Raw genomic sequence first — 17,553 nt, 5'->3', positions numbered from 1 at the left:
GGCACTACTGCCCCATGGCGTGGACGCCCCCGTCGACGTGCACGATCTCGCCCGTCGTGGCCGGGAACCAGTCGGACAGCAGCGCGGCACAGGCCTGCGCCGCCGGCACGGGGTTGTTGACGTCCCAGCCGAGCGGAGCGCGCTGGTTCCAGGTGTTCTCGAAGGCCTCGAAGCCCGGGATCGACTTGGCGGCGGTGGTGCGGATCGGCCCGGCCGACACCAGGTTGCACCGGATGCCCTTGGGCCCGAGGTCACGGGCGCAGTAGCGGTTGGTGGCCTCGAACGCCGCCTTGGCCACGCCCATCCAGTCGTAGACCGGCCAGGCGAACTTGGCGTCGAACGTCAGGCCGACGATGCTGCCCCCACCTGACATAGGCGGCAGCGCCGCCACGGCCAACGACTTCAGGGAGTACGCGGAGGCGTGCATGGCCGTGCTGACGTCCTCGAAGGTGCCCTCGAGGAAGTTGAAGGCGCCCTGCGGGGCGAATCCGATCGAGTGCAGCACGCCGTCGAGGCGGTCGACGTGCTCGCCGAGCCGGTCGGCGAGGGTGTCGAGGTGCTCCTGGTTCGTCACGTCGAGCTCGAGCACGGGGGGCGTGCTGGGCAGCCGCCGGGCGATCGTCTGGGTGATCTTCATGGTGCGGCCGAAGGACGTCAGGACCACCTCCGCCCCCTGCTCCTGGGCCAGCCTGGCCACGTGGAAGGCGATGGAGGAGTCCATGAGGACCCCCGTGATGAGCAGCTTCTTGCCCTCGAGCAGCATGTGCGCGTCGTCCTCCGTTGCAGTGGGTTCGTCGTCGGTGGTGGTCAGTGGCCCATGCCCAGGCCGCCGTCGACCGGGATGACGGCGCCCGAGATGTATGCCGCGTCGTCCGAGGCGATGAACCGCACCGCCGCGGCCACCTCCTCCGGCTCGGCGAACCGCCCGGCGGGGATGTTGGCCAGGTACTGCTTGCGTCGCTCCTCGGGCAGGGCGGCGGTCATGTCGGTCTCGATGAAGCCGGGTGCCACCACGTTCGCGGTGATGCCGCGGCCCCCGAGCTCGCGGGTGATCGAGCGGGCGAGCCCGACGAGGGCCGACTTGCTGGCGGCGTAGTTGGCCTGCCCCGGCGAGCCGTACAGGCCGACGACGCTGGAGATGAGCACGATGCGCCCCCTGCGCAGGCGGATCATCCCCTTGCTGGCGCGGCGGGCGCAACGGAACGCCCCGGTGAGGTTGGTGTCGACGACGGTGTCGAACTCCTCGTCGCTCATCCGCATGAGAAGCTGGTCCTTCGTCACCCCGGCGTTGGCCACGAGCACCTCGACGGGGCCGCCGAGGAGCTCCTCGGCGGCGGTGAAGGCGGCGTCGACCGACGCGGTGTCCGTGACGTCGCAGGTGACGCCGCGCAGCCCCTCCGGCGGCTCGCCCGACCGGTGCGTGACGACGACGTTGTCGCCGGCGGCGGCGAAGGCCCGTGCGATGCACAGGCCGATGCCACGGTTGCCCCCGGTCACCAGCACGTTGCGGCCGTCGGCCATGGGTCTCCTCTGCTCGTCAGGTCGGTGGCTGTGGGAAGAGCGGGCCGCGCCCGCTCCCTGCGGTGACGCTAGCCGACTACCGATGGGTAGTCGGCATCGAGCGCGGCTTATCGTTGAGGCATGGCCGGACCCCGCCGTCGCGCTCGACACCCCGTGGTGCAGTCGGTGACGACGGCCCCCGAGTCGCTGCGCGACGAGCAGGCGGCCCGGATCCGTCGCTACCTGGTCACCATGGGCATTCGCACGGCCTGCTTCGTGCTGGCCGCGCTGACGGCCACCGGGGGCGCCGCCTGGTGGGTGTGGGGTTCCTTCGCCGTCCTGGCCGTCGTGCTCCCCTACATCGCCGTGGTGCTCGCGAACGCGGTGCGTCCGAGGCTCGGTGGCCGCGCGGACGCGGTCACGCCGACGACCGACCACACACGGCAGATCGAGCGCTGATGCAGCACCTCGTCTGCAGCGCCAAGGGCTGCCGGGCGACCGCGCGCTGGGCGCACCTGTGGAACAACCCTCGCGTGCACACGCCGCAGCGGCGCAAGGTCTGGCTGGCCTGTGACGACCACCGCGTCAGCCTCGGTGAGTTCCTCTCCGTGCGGGGGTTCCTCGTCGAGACCCTTCCTGCGAGCGAGGTCCCCGCCGACGCCGGCTGAGCGGCGTCAGCCGCCGATGGCCGACATGGGGCGGTCGGGTTGGACGAACCCCGGCTCGCCGATGCCGTGGCCGCGGGCCTTGCGCCACATCTCGCCCTGCAGCAGCCCGGCGATCTCCTCGTCGGTGGCGCCGTCGCGCAGCGGCCCACGCAGGTCGGTCTCGGTGCGGGAGAACAGGCAGTTGCGCACCTGCCCGTCGGCGGTGAGGCGGATGCGGTCGCAGGCGGCGCAGAAGGGCTGGCTGACGCTGGCGATGATGCCCACCGTGGCCGGACCGCCGTCGACGAGGAACCGCTCGGCCGGGGCGCTCCCCCGGTCGGCGGCGGGCAGCTCCGTCAGGGTGAAGCGCTCCTCGAGCCGGTGCCGCACCTCCGACGCCGTGACCATGCTGGCGGCGTCCCACCCGTGCTGCGCGTCGAGCGGCATCTGCTCGATGAACCTCAGCTCGTAGCCCCGGTCGAGGCACCACTGCAGCAGCTCTGGCACCGAGCCGTCGTTGATGCCGCGCATGGCGACCGCGTTGACCTTGACCGGTGCGAGCCCGGCGGCGGCCGCGGCCTTGAGCCCGGCCTCGACGTCGTGGAGGCGGTCACGACGGGTGAGGGCGGCGAACTCCCGGGCGTCGATCGTGTCGAGGCTGACGTTGACCCGGTCGAGCCCGGCATCCCTGAGCGGCTCGGCGAGCCGGTCGAGCCCGACGCCGTTGGTGGTCATGGCGATCCGCGGTCGCGGCTCGAGCGACGCGATGCCCCTGACCACGTCCACGAGGGATCGGCGCAGCAGCGGCTCCCCTCCCGTCAACCGCACCTGGCGCACGCCGAGACCGACGAAGACCCCGACCAGCCGGACGATCTCCTCGTCGGTGAGCATCTCCGGCTTGGGCAGCCACGGCAGCCCCTCGGCCGGCATGCAGTAGGTGCAGCGCAGGTTGCAGCGGTCGGTGACGGACACCCTGAGGTCACGGCCGAGGCGCCCGAACTGGTCCGGCAGACCGGTCGTGCCCTCGGGCACGGTGCTGCCCCGGGGTCGCACGCGGGGGAACGGGAGGCCGGTCATGGACACCAGCCTAAGCCGGGTACCGTGATTCGGTGCTCCGGGTGTTGGCAACGCGCCGCTGGCTGGGCGCCCTGGCCCTCGCCGGGGCCTTCGCCGTGCTCGCCTTCTTCCTCGGCCAGTGGCAGTGGCACCGCTACGAGGAGCGGCGCGAGCGGGTCGACCGGATCGAGGCGCACTACGACGCCGCTCCCGTGCCGCTGGGCGACCTGGTGGGCACCGATCCCCCGCCGGTGGAACGGGAGTGGACGAGGGTCTCGGTGGCCGGCCGGTATGCCGCCGGCGAGCCGCTGCTGGTCCGGAACCGGCCCCTGGAGGGAACCTACGGCTACGAGGTGCTCAGCCCCCTCACGCTCGACGGCGGGCGCACGCTGCTGGTGAACCGTGGCTGGGTCCGCAACGCGGAGAGCGCACAGAGCAGGCCCGAGGTTCCTCCCGCACCGGCGGGCACCGTCACGGTCTCGGGCTGGATCCGGCTCTCGGAGCGTTCGCTGGGCCGCGACCTGCCACCGGGCCAGCTGGCGAGCATCAACCTGCCCCAGGCCGAGCAGCAGCTGGGGACGGACCTGCTCGGGGTCTACCTCGTGCTGGACCGCGAGCAGGTCCAGGGCGGCGGCACCCCGCAGCGCCCCTACCCGCTCGAGCGTCCGGACACCGCGCTGGGCCCCCACCAGGCCTATGCGTTCCAGTGGTGGGGGGCCATGGCCGTCGGCTTCGTCCTGGTGTACTTCGGCGTGAGGCGCGAGCACCGGGAGGGCCTCGGGTCCGAAGGCACGCCGGCACGGCCGAGGGCGGCCCGGCCGCGCAAGGTCAGGGTCTGGGACGAAGAGGACGCCTGAGCCCGGTCAGCGAACGGTCACCGTCCGCTCGGCCGAGAGCGACGTGCACGACTGGGCGTTGGGGACGCACGCCGACAGGTCGGCGAGGACGTAGGCGGCGCCCTTCCTGAACCCGCGCTCCCCCATCGGTGAGACGGTGACCGTCACGGTGTGCTCCTTGCCGTCGCACGTCAGCGGCCTGCGCGAGTACCCGAACCCGTTGGCAACGAAGCCCTGCCCGACGTTCTGGTGGACCTCCACGCTCACCGACCCCACCTCCTTCGTGGCGCAGCTGAAAGCCAGGTCGATCTGGAAGACCGCTCCTGCGCTGATGTAGGAGCCGACGGCTCCGATGCTCAGCGTGGCGGCGGCTGCCGCGGGCACGGCGGAAACGGCCTCCCCGGCCGGTGCGGCCCTCGAGCCCGGAATGGTCAGGGCAGCGACCACGGCCGCGCCTCCGAACGCTGATGCAACGCGATGTGCCGACATGACGTACTCCTCCGCTCCCCGTGGTGGCTCCCACCCACGACCACGATCAGTGGACGGACGGGGCGCCGACAGGGACGTTCGCCCTGTGCATCCAGGGGGCTCGGAGCAGAGGTGGATGCGGGACGGCTCAGGCGGGGATGCCGTCGGCCTGCTCGGCGAACTGGGTGCGGTAGAGGTCGGCGTAGAGCCCACCCTGGGCCAGCAGCTCGTGGTGCCGGCCGCGCTCCACGACCCGGCCGCGGTCGATGACGAGGATCTGGTCGGCGTCGCGCACCGTCGACAGGCGGTGGGCGATGACCAGAGCCGTGCGGCCCGTGAGCGCCTCGTCGAGGGCCCGCTGCACCGCGACCTCCGACTCGCTGTCGAGGTGGGCAGTCGCCTCGTCGAGCACGATGAGCCCGGGTCCCTTGAGGAGCAGCCGGGCGATGGCCAGCCGCTGCTTCTCGCCGCCCGAGAGCCGGTGGCCCCGGTCGCCCACCACGGTGTCGAGACCCTCGGGCAGGGAGTCGACGAGGTTCCAGACCTGCGCGGCCTTCAGCGCCGCCACCATCTCCGGCTCGGTGGCGTCGTGCTTGGCGTAGGCGAGGTTGGCGCGGATGGTGTCGTGGAACAGGTGGGCCTCCTGGGTCACCACGCCCACCGTGGAGTGCACCGACTCCAAGGTGGCGTCACGCAGGTCCATCCCGTTGACGCGCACGGCCCCGGACGACGGGTCGTAGAGCCGGGCCACCAGGTTCGTGATGGTGGTCTTGCCCGCTCCGCTGGGGCCGACCAGGGCCACGACCTGGCCGGCCTCGACGGTCGCGGTGATGTCCGTCAGCACGGTGCCGCTCCCCCGCCGGTCGCCGCTGACCGTCGTCTCGAGCGACGCGAGCGACACCTCGTCGGCAGCCGGGTAGCGGAAGCCCACGTGGTCGAGCTCGACCCGCACCGGGCCACGGGGCAGGTCGGGGGCCCCGGGCTTCTCCGTGATGAGCGGCTGCAGGTCGAGCACCTCGAAGACCCGCTCGAAGGAGACGAGCGCGGTCATGATGTCGACGCGGACGTTGGACAGGGAGGTGAGGGGGCCGTACAGCCGGGCGAGCAGGGCGGTGAGCGCGAGCAGGGTGCCGATGGTCAGCGTGCCGTTCACAGCCATGAGGCCGCCGAAGCCGTAGATCATGGCGGTCGCGAGCGAGGCCACCAGGGTCAGCGCGACGAAGAAGATGCTGCGGTTCATCGCGATCCGCACTCCCATGTCGCGCACGCGCCCCGCACGGTCGGCGTACTCCTCGTCCTCACGCCGGGGCTGGCCGAACACCTTGACGAGCAGCGCGCCCGCGACGTTGAAGCGCTCGGTCATCCGGCTGCCCATGTCGGCGTTGAGGTTCATCTGGCTGTGGGTCAGGCCGGCCAGGCGGCGGCCCATGATGCGGGCCGGGATGATGAAGAAGGGCACGAGAGCGAGGGCGGCCACCGTGAGCTGCCACGACAGGCTCGCCATGGTGCCGATGATCAGCGCCAGCGACACGACGTTGCTGACGACGCTGGAGAGCACCGAGGTGAAGGCCTGCTGGGCTCCCAGCACGTCGTTGTTGAGGCGGCTGACCAGGGCACCGGTCTGCGCGCGGGTGAAGAAGGCGATGGGCTGCCGCAGGACGTGCGAGAACACCTGCGTGCGCAGGTCGAAGATCAGGCCCTCGCCGACGCGGGCGGAGAACCACCGCTGGACGAGGGTCAGCGCGCCCTCGGCGACCGCGAGGCCGGCGACGAGGAGCGAGAGCTGGATGACGACCGTGCGGTTCTGGGGCGTCACGCCCTCGTCGATGAGCTTGCGCAGCAGCAGCGGGGTCGCGACGACCAGGGCCGACGTCACGACGACGAGCGCGACGAAGACGCCGATCTCGCGGCGGTAGGGAAGGGCGTAGCCCATCACCCGCCGGGAGGTGCCCGGGGCGAGCTTGCGGTCCTTCACCGACTCGTCCTTGGTCAGCGACCGCATCGCGTGCCAGCCCTGCATGCTCATGGGGCCTCCCTCTGCGCCTTCTCGTGCGGGTCCAGCTCCGCGGGCGCTCGTCTCTTCTCGTCCAGCCGCTCTCGTCTAGCCGCTCAACACCGCCGTGCGGCGGCGGATTCCCACCATCATCACCGGGGGCACCGACAGGCGCCCTGCGGGGCAGGGGGAGGCGGGCTGGACGTCAGTGGCCCCGGCTGGTCACCAGGGCGTGCATGAGGCGGCCCTGGGCCTCGCGCTCGTGCTGCAGCTGTTCGTCCCGGCCGGCCGTGACCGCGCGGCGCAGCAGCGGCTTGAGCTCGCGCAACGCGGGAGCCGGTGCGGCCAGCAGCGCGGCCACGAGGTCGGCGGTCGTCGCCTCCAGCTCGTCGCGCGGCACGGCCACGGAGGCCAGACCGCTGGCCACGGCCTCGGCCGCGCCGATCGCCCGGCCGGTCGCACAGATCTCCAGGGCCTTGCTGTAGCCCACCAGGTGCACGAGGGGCGCCGTGCCGCCGAGGTCCGGCACCAGACCCAGCGACGTCTCGCGCATCGCGAGCTGGACGTCGTCGGCCACCACCCGGAGGTCGGCGGCCAGGGCGAGCTGGAAGCCCGCCCCGATGGCGTGGCCCTGCACGGCCGCGACCACGACCGCGTCGACGTCGGACCAGGCCGAGAAACCGCGCTGGAACGGCGCGATGACGTCGGCCATCTCCTGCGCGCCCCGGGCCGCCTGCCCCAGCATCGAGATCTCGCCGTCGACGCCCTCGGGCGTCAGCATGGCGAGGTCCAGGCCCGCCGAGAACGCAGGACCGTCGGCGCGCAGCACCACGACCCGCACCTCCTGGTCGAGGGTGTCGGCGATCTCGGCGAGGGCGAGCCACAGGCTCGGCGTCTTGGCGTTGCGGCGGCCGGGGTTGCTCAGGCTGACGGTCAGCACCGCGCCGTCGCGGTCGACCCGCAGGTGGGGGTGCGGCCTGGTCTGCTCAGTCACGCCCGCAGGCTATCGGCCCGCTCGAGCACCAGTGCGGCCCCTGCCGCGGTGTCGCCCAGCGCGCCAGGCACCAGTGGCACGCCGGCAGCCGCGCAGCGTTCTGCCATCCGGTCGCGCAACACTCCCTCGGCCACCATGAACGCCACGGCCACGACCGCCCGCGCCTTTCCCTGCAGCTCGTCCAGCACCTCGGGCAGGGCGCTGCCACCGTCGAGGGCGGCCACCCGCCAGGGCCCCCACTCCCCCGGCGCCCCGTGCGGGCGCAGCGTCTCCCCGATGCTCGCTACGGCGGCGCTGTCGCTGGAGCCGGCGGCATACAGCACCACGGCGGTGCCGGGGTCGGCAGCGGTGCCCGCCCTCGCGAGGAGCTCGGCGGCGGCGCGGAGCAGCAGCGGGTGCGGGCCCAGGGCCGGCGACACGGTGAACGGGCCGGCGACCGCGTTCATCGTCGCCACGGCCTCCGGCACGTCGACCTGTGCGTGGTAGGCGGGCGTCAGGAGCACGGGCACGACCACCCCGCTGTGGGCCCGCGCAGCCGCGTCCGCGGGCGTGGGCGGGTGGTGGTCGAGGTATGCCGTGTGGACACCCCGCCCCGGGGCCGCCTCCCGGACCCGGCGGGCCAGGGCGTCGACCCCGTGACGGTGCCGTGGGTCCGGGGACCCGTGGGCCAGCAGGACGATGTCGGGTGCGTCGCTCATCTCGCCGCAGGCTACGCCGGCCTGCGCGCGAGGTCGCCGAGCTGCTCACGCACCCGCACCACGTCGCCGACCACGACGATCGCCGGCGCGCGCACCCCGGCCGCCTCGGCGTCGCTCGCCGCGTGCTCGAGCGTCGTGACGGTGGTGCGCTGCCCCTCGGTCCACCCCGACTCGATGAGGGCGACGGGCGTGCCCGCAGGTCGGCCCGCGGCGATGAGGCCGGCAGCGGTGCTCCTCAGGCGGCTGACGCCCATGAGCAGGACCAGCGTCGCGTCGGCGGGGGCGTCCTTGAGCGCGGTCGTCACGACGTCGGCACCCTCGTGGGCCGACGCCACGACGAAGGACGCGGTGATCCCGCGGTGGGTCACCGGGATGCCGGCCGCTGCGGGCACGGAGACGGCTGACGTCACGCCCGGCACCACCTCGACCGGTATGCCGTGCTGCGCGCAGAAGAGGGCCTCCTCACCACCCCGGCCGAGGACGAAGGGGTCGCCGCCCTTGAGGCGCACGACGTTCTTCCCTGCCTTCGCGTGGTGGACGAGGATCTCGTTGATGCGGTCCTGGCCCACCGGGTGGTTGCCGGGGGTCTTGCCGACGTCGACGACCTCCACGTCGGCCGCGAGGGTTCGGAGCAGGCCCCGCGGCCCGAGGCGGTCGGTGACGACGACGTCGGCTGCCGCGAGCAGTGCCCGACCCCGCACGGTGACGAGGTCGTCGGCGCCGGGACCGCCACCGACGAGGGCGACCGAGCCGACGTGTGGCCCGCCCTCCTGTGCGGCAGCGGGCCGGACCCGGCGCACCGGCAGGGTGCCACTCTCGAGCCCGGCGAGGACGGCGTCGCGCACAGCGGTCGCCCGGCGGGGGTCGCCGCCGGCCGTCACGGCCACCGTGAGGCCTTCGGCGGGCGTGCGCTCGCTGCCGCGCGCGACGGCCGGCGTCCAGGCGGACGAGGCGGCCGCTTCGTCGGCGCGCACGCACCAGATGTGCGCGGCCTCCGCGTGGGCGGCCACGGCCTGGTCGACGTCGCGGTCGCCGGTCGCGGTATGCACCAGCCACGCCGGCGCGGGGTCGACGAGGTCGCCCACGAGGTAGTCGCGCTCGTGCCAGACCAGGCGCCCTGCGCTCGCCTCCTCGCGGAGGTCCTCGGTCGCCCAGGGCGCGACGACCTCGACAGCCGCACCGGCCGCGAGCAGGCTCCTCGCCCGCCGGGTGGCCACGGGCCCGCCGCCCACGACGACGGCCCGACGACCGGTGAGGTCGAGGGTGATCGGGTACCCGGCGTCCATCAGATGCCCTCGCCGGCGCTGCGGTCGGCTGCCTCGGCCATGCCTGCCGCCAGCGTCGCGCCGTCGGCCTCGTCGATGAGGAGGAACGCGCCGGTGCGGCGCAGCTCGCGGTAGTCGTCGATGGCGACGTCATCGGCCAGCCTCAACCGAACTCGGCCGATCGCGTTGAGCGACAGCCCATCCGGGGCGGGGCGCTGCTCCATCGTCTCGATGTCGAGCTGGTCGACGACATCCTCGACGATGGCGCGCACGGTGCGGGTGCCGACCCGGAGCAGCACCCGGTCCCGGCTGCGCAGCACCCGCTCGGCCAGCACGGCGACCGTCCCGCTCAGGGCGCGGGTCGTCCGGCTGGGGCGGTCCGCGGCCGTGATGGTGTCCCCGCGGGAGATGTCGATGTCGTCGGCCAGGCGCAGCACCACGCTCTGCGGCGCGAAGGCGACCTCCTCCTCGCGCACCGCGGCGTCGGGGCCTGCCCGGTCGATCCCCACCACCGTGGTGCGGCGTCCGGAGGGCAGCACGACCACCTCGTCGCCGGGGCGGACCACGCCGGAGGCCAACCGGCCCGCGTACCCGCGGTAGTCCGGGTGCTCAGGAGTGCGCGGGCGCACGACGTGCTGCACGGGGAAGCGCAGCGGCTCGACGGCGGGGTTGGTCCCCACCGGCACCGACTCGAGGTGCTCGAGGAGGGTGGGTCCGGCATACCAGGGGGTGTTGGGCGACCGCTCGACGACGTTGTCCCCGAGCAGCGCCGACACCGGCACGGCGGCGATGTCGTCGATGCCGAAACGGCCCGCCAGCCGCGCGAACTCGCCGACGATGTCACCGAAGGTCTCGGCGTCCCAGCCCACGAGGTCCATCTTGTTGACGGCCAGGGCGACGTGCCGCACGCCGAGGAGGCCCGTGACCGCGAGGTGTCGCCGGGTCTGCTCGACGACCCCGTGCCGGGCGTCGACGAGGATCAGCGCCAGCTCGGCGGTGGACGCCCCGGTGACCATGTTGCGGGTGTACTGCACGTGGCCCGGGGTGTCGGCGAGGACGTAGGAGCGGGTGGCCGTCGAGAAGTACCGGTAGGCGACGTCGATGGTGATGCCCTGCTCGCGCTCGGCGCGCAGGCCATCGGTGAGCAGGGCGAGGTCGGCGGCCTCGAGGCCCCGGTCGCGGCTGACCCGCTCGACGGCGTCGAGCTGGTCGGTGAGCACCGACTTGGTGTCGTAGAGGAGGCGGCCCACGAGCGTGGACTTGCCGTCGTCGACGCTGCCGGCGGTCGCGAGCCGGAGCAGGTCGTGGCCCGCAGCAGTGGCCGCAGCCGGCTGTGCCGCGGCGGCGGGTGCAGGAAGAGTGGTCGTCATCAGAAGTACCCCTGTCGCTTGCGGTCCTCCATGGCGGCCTCCGACAGCCGGTCGTCGGCGCGGGTGGCGCCCCGCTCGGTGAGCCGGCTGGCGGCGACCTCACGGATCACGGCCTCGACGTCGGCGGCGTCGGAGTCGACGGCACCGGTGCAGCTCATGTCGCCGACGGTGCGGTAGCGGACGAGGCGGCTCTCGTTCGTCTCGTGCTCGCGGGGTCCGCCCCACTCACCCGCGGTCAGCCACATGCCGTCGCGCTGGAACACCTCGCGCTCGTGGGCGTAGTAGATCTCCGGCAGCTCGATGCCCTCACGGGCGATGTAGCGCCAGACGTCGAGCTCTGTCCAGTTCGACAGCGGGAAGACGCGCACGTGCTCGCCCGCCGTGTGGCGTCCGTTGTAGAGGTCCCAGAGCTCGGGCCGCTGGCGGCGCGGGTCCCAGGCCCCGAAGGCGTCACGCAGGCTGAACACGCGCTCCTTGGCCCGGGCCTTCTCCTCGTCGCGACGGCCCCCACCGAACACGGCGTCGAAACGGCTCGTCTCGATGGCATCGAGCAGGGGCACGGTCTGCAGCGGGTTGCGCGTGCCGTCGGGGCGCTCGCGCAGCCGCCCGTCGTCGATGTAGTCCTGCACCCGGGCGACCACCAGACGGGCGCCGATTCGCTCGACGGTGGCGTCGCGGTAGTCGAGCACCTCGGGGAAGTTGTGACCGGTGTCGACGTGCAGCAACGGGAACGGCAGCGGCGCCGGGGCGAATGCCTTGCGGGCCAGGTGCACCATCACCACGGAGTCCTTGCCGCCGGAGAAGAGGATCACCGGTCGCTCGAACTCACCCGCGACCTCGCGGAAGATGTGGATCGCCTCCGACTCGAGGTGGTCGAGGTGGTCGAGGACGTAGTTGGCTGGCAGTGCCTGGGTCATGTGTGCAGTCCGCATTCCGTCTTGTTCCTGCCGGCCCACCGGCCGGCTCTGGGGTCCTCTCCGTCGGCCACCGGCCGGGTGCAGGGCGCGCAGCCGATCGAGGCGAACCCGCTCTGCCGCAACGGGTTCAGGAACACGTCGTGCTCCGCGACATAGCGGTCGACGTCTGCCTGGGTCCAGAGGGCGATGGGGTTGAGCTTCACGATCTGCCGGCGGGCGTCCCACCCCACGATGTCGACGTCCGTGCGGGTCGGTGCGTCCTCACGGCGCATCCCGGTGACCCACGCGTCGTGCCCGGAGATGGCCTCTTCCAGCGGGGCCACCTTGCGCAGGGCACAGCACAGGTCGGGGTTCCGCTCGTGCAGACGAGGTCCGTGCTGGGCGTCCTGCTCCGCCACGGTCTGCTGGGGCGTGACGGTGCGGATCCGCAGCGGGAGCATCGCGTACGCGTCACGGGTGCCGAGGGTCTCGGCGAAGTGGTAGCCGGTGTCGAGGAAGAAGACGTCGGCACCGGGCACGGTCGTGCCCAGCAGGTGCACCAGCACCTCGTCGCCCATGCTGCTCGCGGTGGTGAGGCGGTCGCCGAACGTCTCCGCAGCCCAGCGCAGGGCCGCCCGGGACTGCTCGACCACGACCTCGTGGGGGTCGTGCCCGGCCTCGGCGTGCCTTGCGGCCGCCTCGTCCGCGCGGGCTGCCCCGGCGGCGACGAGGGTACGCAGCTCGCTCGTTTCGCGCCTGGTTGGGGTGGTGGTGGTCACGGCTGTCCTCCTCTCAGGGCCTGCTCCTCGGCCACGCGGCCGGGGATCTGGGTGGTGTCGACGGTGACGAGCTCGACGGTGAAGACCCGGGCGCAGGCCTGGCACGCCCAGGCACCGGCGGGCTCGGCGACGGGGCGCAGGTCCTCCTCGGCACAGAACGGGCAGTGGTAGATGGCGGTGGTCGCGCGGTGACGGGTCATCTCAGGTCGTCCTCGTCGGCTCGCCGGGCCCACGCGGCGAACGACTCCCCCGCCGCGCGCTGCGCGATGTAGCGCCCGGCGAGCCGCTCGACGTAGTCGGGCAGGTCGTCGGCACGGACCTTCAGCGCGCGGGTCTTGCGCGCCAGCGACGGCTCGCTGCCGAGGCTGCCGCCGAGGTGCACCTGGAAGACCTCGACGAGTTTGCCGTCGTCGCCCTTCTGCACCATGCCCTTCAGGCCCACGTCGGCCACCTGGGTGCGCGCGCACGAGTTCGGGCAGCCGTTGACGTGGATCGAGAAGGGCACATCGAGGTCGGGCAGGCGGCGCTCCAGCTCGGCCACGACGGTCCGGGCGCGGGCCTTGGTCTCCACCAGTGCGAGCTTGCAGAACTCGATACCCGTGCAGGCCATCACGCCGCGCCGCCACTCACTCGGAGCCGTGGGCAGGCCGAGGGCCTCCAACCCGTCGGCGACGGCCCGGGTCGCGTGCTCGGGCACGTCGAGCACGAGGAGCTTCTGGTGGGCGGTGAGGCGCACGCGGGCCGAGCCGTGACGCTCGGCCAGCTCCGCCACGGCATACAGGGTGCTGCCGCTGACGCGGCCGGCGACCGGGGCGCCGCCGACCCAGAACCGGCCGTCCTTCTGCGGGTGGACGCCGACGTGGTCGCGCCGGTGGTCGCTGGGAAGCTCCGGCGCGGGGCCGTCGACGAGGGCGCGGCCGAGGTAGTCCTTCTCGAGCACCTCGCGGAACTTCTCGGGGCCCCAGTCGGCCATGAGGAACTTCAGCCGGGCCCGGTTGCGCAGCCGGCGGTAGCCGTGGTCGCGGAAGATGGAGACGACGCCCTTCCAGACCTCTGGCACCTCCGCGGGCGAGACCCAGGTGCCCAGCCGCTGGGCGAACATCGGGTTGGTGGAGAGGCCACCGCCGACCCAGACGTCGAAGCCGGGCCCGAAGTCGGGGTGGTGCACACCGACGAAGGAGATGTCGTTGACCTCGTGGGCGACGTCGAGGCTCGGCGAGCCGGAGATCGCGGTCTTGAACTTGCGCGGGAGGTTGGAGAACTCGGGGCTGCCGATGTGCCTCTCCAGGATCTCCCGGATCGCGGGCGTGCCGTCGACCACCTCGTCGGCCGCGATGCCCGCGACCGGGGAGCCGAGGATCACGCGGGGGGTGTCACCGCAGGCCTCGGCCGTGGTCAGGCCGACCGCTTCGAGGCGTCGCCAGATCTCGGGGACGTCCTCGACGCGGATCCAGTGCAGCTGGATGTTCTGCCGGTCGGTGACGTCGGCGGTGTCGCGGGCGAACTCGGTGCTGATGCCGGCGATGGTGCGCAGCTGCTCGGTGCTGAGGGCGCCGCCGTCACTGCGCACGCGCAGCATGAAGTACTGGTCGTCGAGCTCGGCCGGGTCGAGCGAGGCGGTCTGGCCGCCGTCGATGCCGGGCTTGCGCTGGGTGTAGAGCCCCCACCAGCGCATCCGGCCGCGCAGGTCGTCCGGCGTGATCGAGGCGAAGCCCTCCTTGGCGTAGACCTCCTCGATGCGAGCGCGCACGTTGAGGCCGTCATCGGCGGCCTTGAACTCCTCGTTGTGGTTCAGCGGTGTGCGGTCGCCCTCGGCCCAGGCGCCGGTGGCCTTGCCTGCCTGCCGGTTGGGGCGGGCGACGGGGGCGTGGCGCGGCGTCGTCTCGACTGACACGGGCGTTCCTTCGTATGCCGGGGGGCTGGGGCTGCGTGACGTCAAGTGTGCATCCGGGTTCGTTATGCGATGCATAACTGTCCATTATCTGATCATGCCGGCGGGGGTACTCCCACGGCCGTCCCTGCCCCCTCCGGCCGGGCCTTCGAGGCGGGCTGCGCCCTAGGACCGAGACCGGCCGAGTGCGGTCACGAGGTCGCCGAGCTCTCGTTCGACAGCGCCGATGAGGAGGTCGACGTCGGGGAGGGCCTCGCCGTCCGCCGTGATGCCGACCGTCAGCCGGCCTGCGTAGGTGACCATCGCCGCGCTGGCCCGGATCTCCTGCGCGGTGGGGACGTACGGCACGAGCTCGAGCAGCCGCCGGCCGGCGAGGTACTGCGGCTCCACCGGGCCGGGGACGTTGGACGCGACGACGTTGACCCGCCCCTGGCCCGAGCGCCCGTAGGCCCGGGCCCCGTGGGCGAAGAGTGCCGCGGGGATGTGGTCGGCCATCCGGACGACAGCTGCCGTCGCGTCGGCCACCTCACGAGCCTTCTGCTCGGCCGTCCGCGCGGCCACCGCAGCCAGCCGAGCCGCGGGGTCGGGCAGGTGGACGGGCAGCTCCACGAACATGGCCGAGGCGAGGTTTCCCCTCCTCCCGGGCTGTCCGGGCACCCGGCGCGACACCGGCACGATCGCCCGGAGCACCAGACCGTCCAGGGCCTCCCCGCGGCTCAGCAGCCACCGGCGGTAGCCGCCCGTGAGCGAGGCGAGGAAGACGTCGTTGACCGTGCACCCCGCGGTCCGTGCGACCCCGGTGACGTCGGCGAGGTCGGCGCCGGCCCAGCCCCAGACCCTTCGGCAGCTCAACGGGCCGTTGAGGATCGATGGCGGCAGGTCTGGCCGGAGCACCTGGGCCAGCCCGAACCGGAGCTGCTCGACCCGGCGTCGAGCCTCCCGAGGGGCCAGGAGCGACCACACGACCAGCCGGATCGCGCGAAGTGGCAGGGCGACCAGCCAGGCCAGGAAGTCACCCATCAACCCGAGGAGCGACGGGGTGGGCCGGGGGTCGTCGACCGCCGGTCGTGGTGGAGCTCCGTCAGGTGCAGCGGTCAGGAGGGCCCGCACCACGTCGACCCCCGACTGCCCGTCAACCATCGTGTGGTGCGCCTTGGCCACCACGGCCCAACGTCCCCCGACCAGACCGTCGACCTGCCACACCTCCCAGAGCGGTCGCTCGGCGTCCAGGCGCGGCGCCATGAGCCGGGCCACCAGGGCGCGCAGCTGCGAGTCGTCGCCAGGGGCAGGGAGGACGGCGTGGTGCACCTGGTCGGCAGGATCGAAGGCTGTCGCGTCCACCCAGATCGGCCGGCCGAGGTCCAGCGGCATCCTGCGCACCCGTCGACGGAGGATCGGCACGGCCGCCACCCTCGCCGCGACGTGGTCAAGGAACTCGGAGGGGTCCGGCGCAGGACCCTCGAGGACGAGCAGGGAGCCGACGTGCAGCGACTGGGTGTCGGTCTCCATCGGCAGGAAGATCGCGTCGAGGGCGCTGAGCCGGTCCGCGCGGGTCACCCGGGCAGTCTGGCACCGCCGCGCCCGCCACGGGCGGTGACGGGACGTTGGTCCCTGCCGAGGCACTGGGGAGCACCACACCATCGAGGGGACGCGACGCGCACGGTCGTCGCCGGACCCCGTGACCGACCGGAAGGCAGGCACCATGGCCGAGCACGCCGCCAGTGGACGACCGTCGAAGGCCCTCCGGAGGGTGCTCGTCCCCCTCGCCCTCGCTCAGTTCATCTGCAGCTTCGCCGGGTCGAACATGAACGTGATGATCAACGACATGAGCGAGGACCTCGAAACCACCGTCCAGGGCATCCAGGTCGCGATCACCATCTTCCTGCTCGTCATGGCTGCGCTGATGATCCCCGGAGGCAAACTGACCGACCGATACGGACGCAAGCGGCTCTTCACGCTGGGCCTCATCGTCTACGGCATCGGAGCGCTGCTCAGCGCGGTCGCGCCAGGGCTGGGAGTCCTCATCCTCGGCAACTCCATCCTCGAGGGCGTCGGCACGGCGCTGCTGATCCCGCCCGTCTACATCCTCACGACGCTGCTGTTCACCGGGGTGGCCTCGCGCGCCCGCGCGTTCGGCGCGATCAGCGCAGCGGGCGGCATCGGCGCAGCAGCGGGACCGCTCATCGGTGGGCTCATCACCTCGGCGATCAGCTGGCGCGCAGCCTTCGTCTTCCAGGCGCTGGTCATCGCGGTGATCGTCCTGCTGAGCCGCCACGTCGAGGACCCCCTGCCGCCGGACCCGACCCGGCCGTTCGACACCGGCGGCGCGGTGCTGTCGTCCGTCGGACTGATCCTGGTCGTCAGCGGCATCCTGGCCACCGACAACAACATCTGGCTCATGCTGGGCCTGGTCGCGGCCGGCTCGCTCGTCCTGCTGTGGTTCTTCCTGTCGATGCGGGCCAAGGAACGTGCGGGCGAGGAGGCCCTGCTGTCGCCGAGCCTGTTCCGCAACCGCACGTCCAACCTCGGGCTCATCACCCAGAACGCCCAGTGGCTGATGCTCATGGGCGTCTCGTTCACCGTCGCGGCCTACCTGCAGGTGGTGCGCGGCTACGACGCGATCGAGACCGGTGTGATCTACACAGCAGCCACGGTCGGTCTGCTGATCTCCTCCCTCGGCGCCGAGCGGTTCGCGAGGCGCCGCGCCCAGCGGACCCTCATCCTGGCAGGCTTCGTCCTCACCATCGCCGGGATCGCCGTCTTCCTCACGATGGTCGCCCTCGCGGTGTCGAAGGAGGCCAGCAGTGCCTGGATCTTCGCCCCCGGACTCTTCCTGATCGGGATGGGAGTCGGTCTCATGCTCACTCCGTCCGTCAACCTGGTGCAGTCGGCCTTCGGGGAGGAGCTGCAGGGCGAGATCTCGGGCCTTTCGCGCAGCGTGTCCAACCTGGGCTCGTCGCTCGGCACCGCTGTCGCCGGCACGATCCTCGTCGCCGGGATCACCGCCACCCCGGAGCGCTCCTACGCGCTGGCCCTGGCTGTGCTGGCCGTCATCGGAGTCGTGGGCCTGGTGGCCTCGGCCATGCTGCCCAGGACCCCCGCCGCGGTGGCCGCCGCCCAGCCGGCCACCGCCTGACGGGCCGGCGGGCACGCTGACCGC

18 protein-coding genes are annotated in these 17,553 nt (G+C 72.7%); 4 read left to right on the top strand and 14 right to left on the bottom strand.

The genetic code is table 11. The features are described 5' to 3' along the window. Positions 1-4: 4 nt before the first annotated feature. Both fabI and P0Y31_RS06285 read right to left on the bottom strand, forming a co-directional pair. Entirely contained in the window at positions 5-763 is a 759-nt protein-coding gene (gene fabI, locus P0Y31_RS06290; protein ID WP_275867462.1) for an enoyl-ACP reductase FabI, read from the bottom strand. Positions 764-807: 44 nt separating this feature from the next. After that, positions 808-1,521, bottom strand: coding sequence for a beta-ketoacyl-ACP reductase (locus tag P0Y31_RS06285; RefSeq protein ID WP_275867460.1), 714 nt, complete (start codon positions 1,519-1,521; stop codon positions 808-810). 120 nt (positions 1,522-1,641) lie between these two features. Between P0Y31_RS06285 and P0Y31_RS06280 the strand changes: the two genes are divergently transcribed. Beyond that, entirely contained in the window at positions 1,642-1,959 is a 318-nt protein-coding gene (locus P0Y31_RS06280; RefSeq protein WP_275867458.1) for a DUF3099 domain-containing protein, read from the top strand. Further along, positions 1,959-2,168 (top strand): hypothetical protein, encoded by a 210-nt coding sequence (locus P0Y31_RS06275; RefSeq protein WP_275867456.1) that lies wholly within the window; start codon positions 1,959-1,961, stop codon positions 2,166-2,168. The genes P0Y31_RS06280 and P0Y31_RS06275 overlap by 1 nt, the downstream gene beginning before the upstream one ends. Before the next feature lie 6 nt (positions 2,169-2,174). On the opposite strand, the gene moaA is transcribed toward P0Y31_RS06275, so the two are convergent. Then, on the bottom strand, positions 2,175-3,224 hold the full coding sequence (gene moaA, locus P0Y31_RS06270) for a GTP 3',8-cyclase MoaA (RefSeq protein WP_275867454.1): 1,050 nt from the start codon (positions 3,222-3,224) through the stop codon (positions 2,175-2,177). 32 nt (positions 3,225-3,256) lie between these two features. Between moaA and P0Y31_RS06265 the strand changes: the two genes are divergently transcribed. After that, a complete protein-coding gene (locus tag P0Y31_RS06265) occupies positions 3,257-4,060 on the top strand; it encodes an SURF1 family protein (protein ID WP_275867452.1) in 804 nt (267 codons plus the stop codon). Between the two features lie 6 nt (positions 4,061-4,066). On the opposite strand, the gene P0Y31_RS06260 is transcribed toward P0Y31_RS06265, so the two are convergent. The 11 genes from P0Y31_RS06260 to P0Y31_RS06210 form a co-directional block, all read right to left on the bottom strand. Continuing rightward, complete coding sequence (locus P0Y31_RS06260) at positions 4,067-4,486, bottom strand: hypothetical protein (protein WP_275867450.1); 420 nt, start codon at positions 4,484-4,486, stop codon at positions 4,067-4,069. Positions 4,487-4,655: 169 nt separating this feature from the next. Beyond that, the gene (locus P0Y31_RS06255; protein WP_275867449.1) at positions 4,656-6,533 is read right to left on the bottom strand and encodes an ABC transporter ATP-binding protein; all 1,878 of its coding nucleotides are present in this window, start codon (positions 6,531-6,533) and stop codon (positions 4,656-4,658) included. A gap of 172 nt (positions 6,534-6,705) precedes the next feature. Further along, entirely contained in the window at positions 6,706-7,494 is a 789-nt protein-coding gene (locus P0Y31_RS06250; RefSeq protein WP_275867446.1) for an enoyl-CoA hydratase/isomerase family protein, read from the bottom strand. Beyond that, the gene (locus tag P0Y31_RS06245) at positions 7,491-8,192 is read right to left on the bottom strand and encodes a CbiX/SirB N-terminal domain-containing protein (RefSeq protein WP_275867443.1); all 702 of its coding nucleotides are present in this window, start codon (positions 8,190-8,192) and stop codon (positions 7,491-7,493) included. The genes P0Y31_RS06250 and P0Y31_RS06245 overlap by 4 nt, the downstream gene beginning before the upstream one ends. 11 nt (positions 8,193-8,203) lie before the next feature. Next, on the bottom strand, positions 8,204-9,478 hold the full coding sequence (cobA, locus tag P0Y31_RS06240; protein WP_275867440.1) for a uroporphyrinogen-III C-methyltransferase: 1,275 nt from the start codon (positions 9,476-9,478) through the stop codon (positions 8,204-8,206). Continuing rightward, the gene (locus P0Y31_RS06235; protein WP_275867438.1) at positions 9,478-10,827 is read right to left on the bottom strand and encodes a GTP-binding protein; all 1,350 of its coding nucleotides are present in this window, start codon (positions 10,825-10,827) and stop codon (positions 9,478-9,480) included. Before P0Y31_RS06235 ends, cobA begins: the two co-directional genes overlap by 1 nt. Continuing rightward, the gene (gene cysD / locus P0Y31_RS06230; RefSeq protein ID WP_275867436.1) at positions 10,827-11,744 is read right to left on the bottom strand and encodes a sulfate adenylyltransferase subunit CysD; all 918 of its coding nucleotides are present in this window, start codon (positions 11,742-11,744) and stop codon (positions 10,827-10,829) included. The genes P0Y31_RS06235 and cysD overlap by 1 nt, the downstream gene beginning before the upstream one ends. Beyond that, a complete protein-coding gene (locus tag P0Y31_RS06225; RefSeq protein WP_275867434.1) occupies positions 11,741-12,502 on the bottom strand; it encodes a phosphoadenylyl-sulfate reductase in 762 nt (253 codons plus the stop codon). The genes cysD and P0Y31_RS06225 overlap by 4 nt, the downstream gene beginning before the upstream one ends. Further along, positions 12,499-12,702, bottom strand: coding sequence for a hypothetical protein (locus P0Y31_RS06220; RefSeq protein WP_275807816.1), 204 nt, complete (start codon positions 12,700-12,702; stop codon positions 12,499-12,501). Before P0Y31_RS06220 ends, P0Y31_RS06225 begins: the two co-directional genes overlap by 4 nt. Further along, entirely contained in the window at positions 12,699-14,396 is a 1,698-nt protein-coding gene (locus P0Y31_RS06215) for a nitrite/sulfite reductase (protein ID WP_275867431.1), read from the bottom strand. The genes P0Y31_RS06220 and P0Y31_RS06215 overlap by 4 nt, the downstream gene beginning before the upstream one ends. 162 nt (positions 14,397-14,558) lie before the next feature. Continuing rightward, positions 14,559-15,950 (bottom strand): wax ester/triacylglycerol synthase family O-acyltransferase, encoded by a 1,392-nt coding sequence (locus P0Y31_RS06210; RefSeq protein ID WP_275867428.1) that lies wholly within the window; start codon positions 15,948-15,950, stop codon positions 14,559-14,561. Positions 15,951-16,095: 145 nt separating this feature from the next. Between P0Y31_RS06210 and P0Y31_RS06205 the strand changes: the two genes are divergently transcribed. Next, positions 16,096-17,529, top strand: coding sequence for an MFS transporter (locus P0Y31_RS06205; RefSeq protein ID WP_275867426.1), 1,434 nt, complete (start codon positions 16,096-16,098; stop codon positions 17,527-17,529). Positions 17,530-17,553 lie beyond the last annotated feature (24 nt).

Source organism: Knoellia sp. 3-2P3 (assembly GCF_029223115.1).
GTDB lineage: Bacteria > Actinomycetota > Actinomycetes > Actinomycetales > Dermatophilaceae > Pedococcus_A.
This window is presented reverse-complemented; position numbering and strand designations above follow the sequence as displayed.

Excerpts from the sequence above, each read along its gene's own strand:
- cysD (WP_275867436.1), bottom strand. The coding sequence starts at position 11,744 with ATGACCCAGGCACTGCCAGCCAACTACGTCCTCGACCACCTCGACCAC.
- P0Y31_RS06220 (WP_275807816.1), bottom strand. The coding sequence starts at position 12,702 with ATGACCCGTCACCGCGCGACCACCGCCATCTACCACTGCCCGTTCTGT.
- P0Y31_RS06205 (WP_275867426.1), top strand. The coding sequence starts at position 16,096 with ATGGCCGAGCACGCCGCCAGTGGACGACCGTCGAAGGCCCTCCGGAGG.
- P0Y31_RS06280 (WP_275867458.1), top strand. The coding sequence starts at position 1,642 with ATGGCCGGACCCCGCCGTCGCGCTCGACACCCCGTGGTGCAGTCGGTG.
- cobA (WP_275867440.1), bottom strand. The coding sequence starts at position 9,478 with ATGGACGCCGGGTACCCGATCACCCTCGACCTCACCGGTCGTCGGGCC.
- P0Y31_RS06275 (WP_275867456.1), top strand. The coding sequence starts at position 1,959 with ATGCAGCACCTCGTCTGCAGCGCCAAGGGCTGCCGGGCGACCGCGCGC.
- P0Y31_RS06235 (WP_275867438.1), bottom strand. The coding sequence starts at position 10,827 with ATGACGACCACTCTTCCTGCACCCGCCGCCGCGGCACAGCCGGCTGCG.
- fabI (WP_275867462.1), bottom strand. The coding sequence starts at position 763 with ATGCTGCTCGAGGGCAAGAAGCTGCTCATCACGGGGGTCCTCATGGAC.
- P0Y31_RS06245 (WP_275867443.1), bottom strand. The coding sequence starts at position 8,192 with ATGAGCGACGCACCCGACATCGTCCTGCTGGCCCACGGGTCCCCGGAC.
- P0Y31_RS06255 (WP_275867449.1), bottom strand. The coding sequence starts at position 6,533 with ATGAGCATGCAGGGCTGGCACGCGATGCGGTCGCTGACCAAGGACGAG.
- P0Y31_RS06285 (WP_275867460.1), bottom strand. The coding sequence starts at position 1,521 with ATGGCCGACGGCCGCAACGTGCTGGTGACCGGGGGCAACCGTGGCATC.
- moaA (WP_275867454.1), bottom strand. The coding sequence starts at position 3,224 with ATGACCGGCCTCCCGTTCCCCCGCGTGCGACCCCGGGGCAGCACCGTG.